The 6,269-nt window shown below is 34.3% G+C and carries 4 protein-coding genes and 1 pseudogene; 2 read left to right on the top strand and 3 right to left on the bottom strand.

Annotated features, from left to right (window positions below):
* A pseudogene (locus HKP48_RS10345) lies at window positions 1-135 on the top strand (IS1595 family transposase); the annotation flags it as partial.
* Window positions 136-689: 554 nt separating this feature from the next.
* Here the strand turns inward: HKP48_RS10345 and HKP48_RS10350 are convergent.
* Together HKP48_RS10350 and der are read right to left on the bottom strand one after the other, a co-directional pair.
* Entirely contained in the window at window positions 690-3,137 is a 2,448-nt protein-coding gene (locus tag HKP48_RS10350; protein WP_296345545.1) for a T9SS type B sorting domain-containing protein, read from the bottom strand.
* 15 nt (window positions 3,138-3,152) lie between these two features.
* Window positions 3,153-4,460, bottom strand: coding sequence for a ribosome biogenesis GTPase Der (gene der, locus HKP48_RS10355; RefSeq protein ID WP_296345547.1), 1,308 nt, complete (start codon window positions 4,458-4,460; stop codon window positions 3,153-3,155).
* A gap of 101 nt (window positions 4,461-4,561) precedes the next feature.
* On the opposite strand from der, the gene HKP48_RS10360 reads away from it, so the two are divergent.
* Window positions 4,562-5,062: a GTP-binding protein gene (locus HKP48_RS10360; RefSeq protein WP_296345550.1), complete on the top strand. Its 501-nt coding sequence runs from the start codon at window positions 4,562-4,564 to the stop codon at window positions 5,060-5,062.
* Here the strand turns inward: HKP48_RS10360 and era are convergent.
* On the bottom strand, window positions 5,053-5,934 hold the full coding sequence (gene era / locus HKP48_RS10365) for a GTPase Era (RefSeq protein ID WP_296345552.1): 882 nt from the start codon (window positions 5,932-5,934) through the stop codon (window positions 5,053-5,055). The two genes, HKP48_RS10360 and era, sit on opposite strands and share 10 nt — an antisense overlap.
* Between the last annotated feature and the right edge of the window lie 335 nt (window positions 5,935-6,269).

Below are 6,269 nucleotides of genomic sequence, written 5' to 3' on the forward strand. Positions count from 1 at the left end.
GCTTATTTTGATGAGTTTTGTTTTAGAATTAATCGTTCTCAATTTAAGACGAGTATCTTTCATAAAACAATTACAAGAATGGTAGAAAGTAAACCAATATATCAAAATCAATTAAAACAGAAACTAAGCGTGTAACTCAATTAATTTAATCTATAGTATTGAGTACTTCGACTGTGCTCAGCATAAACTATAGTCTAAATGTATTAAAATCAAGTGCTTATATTTATCGATTACACTTCGACTACACTTCGACCACGCTCTGTGACCACGCTCGAAATGACAGAGAGATCATTATATTTTTCAATTTATGATTAAAATGACAATCAATAATAAGTTTAAAAAATCATCATACGTGTTATCTTCTAATGAAAATTTTCCGGTTTCATCAGTAATTGTATAAGTAATTAAGCTACTATCCTTAACGCGTTATAAATAAACTGTAGTAGACTCTAATGGTGCTTTTGTATCTGCAGCTAATAGTGAGTCCTGAATTTTAAATGATTTTTGCTGAGAAAATATAAATACAGAAAAAAATAATGTGATTAATAAAAGTGATTGATTGATGGTTGATGATTTGTAGCCAATACTATAACTATTTAACTTAACAGTAACACTTTGTGTTTCAATTCAAACCTAATCATATCTCGTGAGAAATCCCTTAAGATAACACTAATTAATGCTAATTAGTGTTAACGTTTCAAAGCAAAATGTTTAGTAAAGGTTCGCCCATCTTGAAGTTGCACCGAAAACCAATAGTCATCTGACGGCATAGGATTTCCGTTATAACGGCCATCCCAAAAAGGATTTTCGGTGGTAAGTTGCGTTAATAACTTTCCGTGACGGTCAAAAATTTGTACTCTAGAATTAGCTAAAAATTCTTCACTAAATCCATTAATAGTCCAAAAATCGTTATTTGCATCCCCGTTAGGCGTGAAGAATTTAGGAAATCCTATAACAGGAAATGATTCTGAAACGACACCACATCCGTTTTTGTCTCTAACATATACCGTTTGAATTCCTGATGGTACATTATTAAAAATATTTGAATCTTGAAACGGACCGCTTTCAGAATTTAGAGAAAACTCGTAGCTGTTATGATTTAAAACATTAACAGTAACTACATTATTTTCTAAAGCATCTGTAACATCTATACTATCTATTACAGCAATCTCAGAGCCAAGAACTGTAATGGTTCTTAAATTAGAGCAGCCGTCTACTTCAGTTACTTTAACCGTATAAATACCCGGTTCATTGACTTCTATTTCAATAGTTGTTTCGCCTGTTGACCAGTTATAATAAAAATTGTTTGGAACCTCATTTACAATTCCACCATTAAGGATAATGGTTTCTGGAAAAGTGTTTTGGCAATAAAATACTGTTTCATCAGGCAATAACTCAGACAAAGGATTTACTGTAAGGTTAACTTCACTTATACCTAAACACTCCAAACCATCTGTGACCTTAACAAAGATTGCTTGGTAATCTGGTGTCTGATTAGTGTAGGTATTTCCTAAAGGGTTATCATTTAATAATGCATCATCAAAGCTTTCAAAATAACTAATCTGAGCAGTTACAGGGAGATCCATTAAAATTTCAGTATTAAGAAGAGATAAATCAAATTCTGTTAAACCATCTTCTTCTTCATCATCACATATTTCTAAATTGTAAACCTGATTTGAAGGTAAAGAAACACTTAAGGTAACCTCGGCAATATTATCACAATTTGTGGTCTGGTTCAATACGCGAGCATATATGACCTGATTATTTACTTGATTGATGTAACTTAATGCATTGATAGGAATTGTGAGCGCCATATCTTCAAAAAAGGTAACAACATTAGTTGTGTTTCCATTGGCGATTGCACCGCTAAAAGCATTTAACTCAAAAGCAGAAACACCATCTCCTGAAGCATCATCACATTGTTGGATTGTTAGATTAACTACTTCTGGCAATGCATCTACTGTTACTGTAAGCATTCTCTGTTGTTGGTCAATACAACCTGAAAATCTCGATATTATGAAATAGGTTGTGGTCTCGTTAAGTGTAGTTGTATAAGTATTACCAGTGTTAACAACTGTAGTTAAAGCAGCATCTGCATACCAAATTATTTCGTCTACATTAGTGTTTACCAACAGATTAAATTCTTCTCCTTCACAACCCTGAACATTAACTACCTGTATTTGTGGCATATTTAGAGTCGTTGCGCCAGATAAATTAATCACTGGATCTCCTGGCATGCCACCAAATTCAACCATGTAACCTTTAGCTTGATAAGGACCAGATGGCGGCCCAGTATTTGACAAATCGTTCCACGAACCTGCTATACCAATAGATGGGTCTGTAATATGTGCATAATCTTCATTACCATTTTGATTTGGTTCCCCATTATTCCATTTAGAATATTCGCCATTAACTGGGCCGCCAGTAAATGTTCCTTGCCAAAAGGGTCTACCTGCACCAAAATTTTCTAGCCCTTCTGGACCTGTAACCCATCTCCAAGTACCTTCTGACGATTCGTCCGTGGCTCCAATCCATCCTGTACCTGAAGCTTGTTCTCCTGACAATTGGGCTTCTTCTGGAGATGTTAAAGTTGCTAAATACCCTTGTAAACCAAAATAATTTTGAGATTCAGCCGCAGTTTTGGCTTGTGCCCAAGTGATATTTATATTAGGTTCATAAAAATAATAATGCCCTGTCGAAGGTAAAAAATTAGCACTACCTAAGTTTATAGAAATTTTCCTATCTGCAGTAAAAACGGTTTGTGTTGTAGTAAAAACAACATCTAATATTGCCGCTTCAAATTGAGCAAAAGATGCAGAACCTGATATAGCATTAAGAAATAGCTTTCCAGAAACTATATCCCAAACAGCATTGATGCTTGGATGTAAACCTAATAAAGCTAAATTGTCTGCTCCTAGCACATAATTTTGTGAAATCTGAATTGATACGGTTTCTAAGGTTGTATCAGTAACATCAGGGTCTGTTATTGAAACACTAGTAGCCACTGGTGTATTAGTGCCAACGCAATAATTTTGATCGCCAATTACTACAATTGTAGGTGGACTATTTTGCCCATAACCTAATAATACGTTAGTCAAAAGCAGAATGAATACACCTGCAGTTTTAAATATTTTCATAGCGCATCTAATATACTATTTTTTTCTCATGTATACACTTATAGGAACGCCATGAAAATCAAATTTTTCTCTTAGCTTATTTTCTAAATAACGCTTATAAGGTTCTTTTACATACTGTGGTAAATTACAGAAAAATGCAAACTGCGGTTGCGGCGTAGGCAACTGCATAATATATTTAATCTTAACAAATTTCCCTTTGTATGCCGGTGGAGGATAGCTTTCAATTATCGGCAATAAAACATCGTTAAGAACACTTGTTTTAATGCGCTTAGTTCTGTTATTATAAACTTCAACAGCTGTTTCGATAGCTTTAAAAATACGTTGTTTATTTAATACCGAAATAAAAACAATAGGTACATCTGTAAAAGGCTCGATTTGCTTTCTGATGTAGGTTTCAAACTCTTTAGCAGTTTTGGTTTCTTTTTCAACCAAATCCCACTTATTAACCAAAATAACAATACCCTTTCGGTTTCGCTCTGCTAACCAAAATATATTTTGAACTTGTCCATCAAAACCACGCGTAGCATCTAAAACTAACAAGCATACGTCAGAATGTTCTATAGCTCTTACACTTCGCATTACAGAATAAAATTCTAAGTCTTCTTTGACTTTAGATTTACGACGGATTCCCGCAGTATCAACTAAATTAAACTCAAAGCCAAAGCGGTTGTATTTTGTATCTATAGAATCTCGAGTTGTACCTGCAATATCTGTGACGATATATCGCTCCTCACCAATGAGCGCATTTATAAACGACGATTTACCTGCATTTGGTCTACCAACAACGGCAAAACGTGGTAAAGCATCTTCCTCTTCTTCCGCTTGTATTTCTGGCAGAGCATCAAGAACTGCGTCTAATAAATCTCCTGTACCACTTCCATTAATACTCGCAATGGTGTAATAATCACCCAATCCTAACGCATAAAATTCAACAGCATCTTCGGCGCGTTTATTATTGTCTACTTTATTAACCACTAAGAACACAGGTTTCTTAACCTTTCTGAGTAATTGTGCTACGTCCTCATCCATACCCGTCACACCACTTTCGACATCTACCATAAAGATAATAGCATCGGCTTCTTCAATAGCTAATTCTACTTGCTTATCAATTTCAGCTTCAAAAATATCATCACTTCCTACGACGTATCCGCCAGTATCAATTAATGAAAATTCTTTACCGTTCCAATCACTTTTACCGTAATGCCTGTCTCTGGTTACACCGCTTACCGCATCTACAATGGCTTCTCGGCGTTGTATTAATCTATTGAAGAACGTTGATTTACCTACATTAGGACGCCCAACTATGGCTACTATATTACTCATATCTATTTGATTTACTATGCATTACATATCCTGTAAGCGGCTGCAAAGATAGGATTAAATATTAAAGAAATTGTGTAAATTGGTATCTGTTACAGATTATTATGGAACTTACTAATGAAATCGTTTTACGTCCGCGTTTTAAATTTGATGTTGAAACAACTAATGAAATCCTTTTAGCTAGATTTGAAGCACAAAAAAATGAACAGTCACAGTTTATTGTCACTCGGTTAGACGACCATGTTTTTATTCGTTTCCCTAAGCAGCAACAACACTACTGGTCACCACAATTACATCTAGAAATTAATGAAAAAGATAAAAGTACCGCCACAGTCCACGGACTTTTTGGACCTAACCCAACTATTTGGACTATGTTTATGTTTCTACATTTTATAGTTGCTGGATTGTTTATTGCTTTTGGCATTTGGGCTTATACCAATATGAGCTTAGGCAACTCTTATGCCGTTCAATTATTTTTAACCTTATTCATGGTTATTATTTGGTTTGCACTTTACTTTATAGGCCGAATAGGCAAATCCAAGGGAGAACCCGAGATGTACAAACTATATGCCTTTATGCAAGATACTCTCAGAGCTTATCGGTGATTATAGCCAAAACGCCTTAATTGATTTTGATTGCTGCGCCAGTTTTTGTTTACCTTAACATACAATTCTAAGTGCACCTGCTTACCAAAGAATTTTTCTAAATCTTTACGAGCCTCAATTCCTACACGTTTTAATGCAGAACCTTTATGACCAATGATGATTCCTTTTTGAGTTTCGCGCTCAACCATTATTACGGAGCGAATTCTTATAATATTTTCCTCTTCAAAAAACTCTTCTGTATCTACTTCTACAGCATAAGGAATTTCTTTTTTATAGTGTAATAAGATTTTTTCTCTAATGGCTTCATTAACAAAAAAACGTTCAGGTTTGTCTGTTAATTGGTCTTTTGGGTAAAATGCTGGTGACTCAGGCAATAACTCTACAATTCTATCAAATACATTCTGAACATTAAATCCATTAAGTGCCGAAATTGGATAAAACTCTGCATTAGGAACCTTTTCTTGCCATAATTGAGCCTGTTCTTCAAGCTGTTCTTGATTTGAATTATCAATCTTATTTAACAATAACAAAACAGGAATCTTTGAGTTGGTAATTTTTTTAAAAAAAGCCTCATCCTTTAATTCTTTTTCGCCAATTTCAACCATGTAAATTAATACATCAGCATCTTCAAAAGCAGATTTCACAAAATCCATCATAGAGGCTTGCAACTCATAAGCTGGCTTTATAATACCAGGGGTATCACTTAATATCATTTGAAAATCCTCTCCATTGACAATTCCTAAAATACGATGGCGCGTGGTCTGAGCCTTAGAGGTAATGATTGATAATTTTTCACCTATAAAGGCATTCATAAGTGTTGATTTCCCAACATTTGGGTTTCCTATGATATTTACAAAACCTGCTTTATGCATATTACTATTTTTTGCAAAGTTACAATCTTTACTACGCATTACTTCAACATAAAAGAAATAGATTTATGTGCATGATAAAAATCAGTCTATTATGACTATAAGACATTTAATTTTGAAAGATATTTGAAAAGACTTGCAAATCCTTGATTTTATTAGATAAAAAAAGAGTAACCATTTCTGATTACTCTAATTATTAGCGGGAACTGGACTTACTTCGACTGCGCTTAGCATAAACTTCTCATCCTTTGTGTTTTCGTTTTCAAAACAAAAAAAGTCTCAACAATTAAGTTAAGACTTATTATAGTAGCGGGAACTGGACTTACTTCGACTGCGCT

The sequence above is a fragment of the Winogradskyella sp. genome (genome assembly GCF_013042245.1).
In the GTDB taxonomy this organism is placed as follows: domain Bacteria; phylum Bacteroidota; class Bacteroidia; order Flavobacteriales; family Flavobacteriaceae; genus Winogradskyella.

Excerpts from the sequence above, each read along its gene's own strand:
- HKP48_RS10350 (WP_296345545.1), bottom strand. The coding sequence starts at position 3,137 with ATGAAAATATTTAAAACTGCAGGTGTATTCATTCTGCTTTTGACTAAC.
- der (WP_296345547.1), bottom strand. The coding sequence starts at position 4,460 with ATGAGTAATATAGTAGCCATAGTTGGGCGTCCTAATGTAGGTAAATCA.
- HKP48_RS10360 (WP_296345550.1), top strand. The coding sequence starts at position 4,562 with ATGGAACTTACTAATGAAATCGTTTTACGTCCGCGTTTTAAATTTGAT.
- era (WP_296345552.1), bottom strand. The coding sequence starts at position 5,934 with ATGCATAAAGCAGGTTTTGTAAATATCATAGGAAACCCAAATGTTGGG.